Source organism: Lacihabitans sp. CCS-44 (genome assembly GCF_024343735.1).
GTDB lineage: Bacteria > Bacteroidota > Bacteroidia > Cytophagales > Spirosomataceae > Leadbetterella.
The window spans coordinates 1-2,037 of the sequence record NZ_RJUE01000035.1 but is presented as its reverse complement, the minus strand read 5'-3'; the positions used below and the strand labels follow the sequence as shown (position 1 = coordinate 2,037).

Genomic DNA, 2,037 nt, shown 5'->3' with positions numbered 1-2,037 from the left:
GAAAGGTTATACTTTTAAAGGTGATTTTATTGTTTTGGGAGCCGCCAAACTCGATGGTGAAGTGGTAGAAGGTACTCAGGTCAAAATACCCCTTAAAACCATGAACCGCCACGGTTTGATAGCTGGAGCTACCGGAACAGGCAAAACAAAGAGCCTGCAAGTATTGGCCGAATGTCTGAGTGATGCCAGTGTGCCTGTGCTGATGATGGATATAAAAGGCGATTTAAGTGGTATAGCCATGCCGGGCGAAGGAAAAGATTTTATTTTAGAAAGAACAAATGCTGCTGGTATTGAATATACGCCGAATGGCTTCCCGGTAGAAATGCTGACGCTAAGTGACCAAAAAGGCACTAAATTGAGAGCCACAGTGTCGGAATTTGGACCGATTTTGCTTTCGAAAATATTAGGTTTGAATGATACACAAGAAGGTATTGTGTCGGTAATGTTTAAATACTGTGACGATAATAAACTGCCTTTGCTTGATTTAAAGGATTTTATAAGAGTTATTCAGTTTTTGAGCGACGAAGGCAAAGACGAGTTTGAGAATAACTACGGAAGGATGTCTACTACTTCGCTGGGTACAATTATGCGAAAAGTAATAGAGCTTCAGCAGCAAGGAGCCGACGTGTTTTTTGGCGAAACTTCGTTTGATATCGACGATTTGATGCGGATTGACAACGAAGGGAAAGGGATGATTTCAATATTGAGAGTGATGGATTTGATGGATAGACCTAAGCTATTCTCTACCTTTATGTTGAGTCTTTTGGCAGAGTTGTATGCAAGTTTGCCCGAGGCTGGTGATGAAGATCGACCAAAACTGGTGATATTTATAGACGAAGCTCATTTGGTGTTCCAAGAAGCTTCAAAGGCCTTGTTGAATCAGATAGAAACAGTTATAAAACTCATCAGATCGAAAGGTGTTGGGATATATTTTTGTACACAAAATCCTCAAGATGTGCCATCGTCGGTTCTGGCTCAGTTGGGTTTGAAAGTACAGCATGCATTGAGAGCTTTTACTGCCAACGATAGAAAAGCCATAAAAGAAGCTGCCGGAAACTACCCCGAGACGGATTTTTACCAAACCGAAGATATTCTAACTGCTATGGGAATAGGAGAGGCATTGGTGACTTGTTTGAACGAAAAGGGCATTCCAACTCCACTGGCTGTTACTTTTATGTGTCCTCCTAGAAGTAGAATGGATATTTTGTCAGACGATGAAATAGAAGAAATCATAGAGAAATCGAAGATTGCCAAGAAATACAATGAAGTAATAGATCGTGAGAGTGCATACGAAATATTAAACGAAAAACTGAACACTGCGGACGAATCTGAAGAGCAAGAAGAGGCTCCAAAAGGAAAACAAGAGAAATCTACTTTAGAAACTATTTTGTCAAGCTCCGTTACTCGACAGATAGGTAGAACTGCTGCCAGTATCATCACAAGGTCGCTTTTGGGAGCTTTGGGCTTGGGTGGAAAAAAGAAAACTAGTTGGTTTTAAGACAATCAATATGGTAATAGGAATCGGTGGGCCGAGTAGGTCAGGCAAAAGTACATTGGCCAATCTTTTGGTGACGCATTTCAGAAGAAATGGCAAAAAAGCCATTATTTTTCACCAAGACGACTTTGTTTTTCCCGAAACCCAAATACCTAAAATAAAGGACAAAACCGACTGGGAATCACCGCTTTCTATTGATCACGATCTTATGCTAGAAGTCGTTGCTGATTTTAGAGAACGATTTGATGTAGTGATAGTGGAAGGTTTTTTTGCTTTTCATGATGCTCGGCTGAATGCTATTTACGAGAAACGCATTTTTGTGAAAATATCCAAACGCACCTTTATCATCAGAAAAGCCATGGACTCCCGCTGGGGCTATATACCCACTTGGTACATCGACCACATCTGGAAATCCTACCTCAAAATGGGCAAACCCTCTACGATAAAAACCGACTATCTAGAAGCCTCAGGAGAAGACGAGTTTGACATGAAAAAGATTTTGGGGTATTTGGAGAAATAGATAGGAAATAGGGTAAAGCTTC

At 40.7% G+C, this 2,037-nt stretch carries 2 protein-coding genes; both read left to right on the top strand.

Features of this window, described 5'->3' with window-relative positions; genetic code table 11:
- A partial coding sequence (locus EGI26_RS07200) for a helicase HerA-like domain-containing protein (RefSeq protein ID WP_255077352.1) occupies positions 1-1,498 on the top strand: 1,498 nt, incomplete at its 5' end.
- A 10-nt stretch (positions 1,499-1,508) separates the two neighbouring features.
- Positions 1,509-2,015: a uridine kinase gene (locus tag EGI26_RS07195; protein WP_255075491.1), complete on the top strand. Its 507-nt coding sequence runs from the start codon at positions 1,509-1,511 to the stop codon at positions 2,013-2,015.
- Positions 2,016-2,037 lie beyond the last annotated feature (22 nt).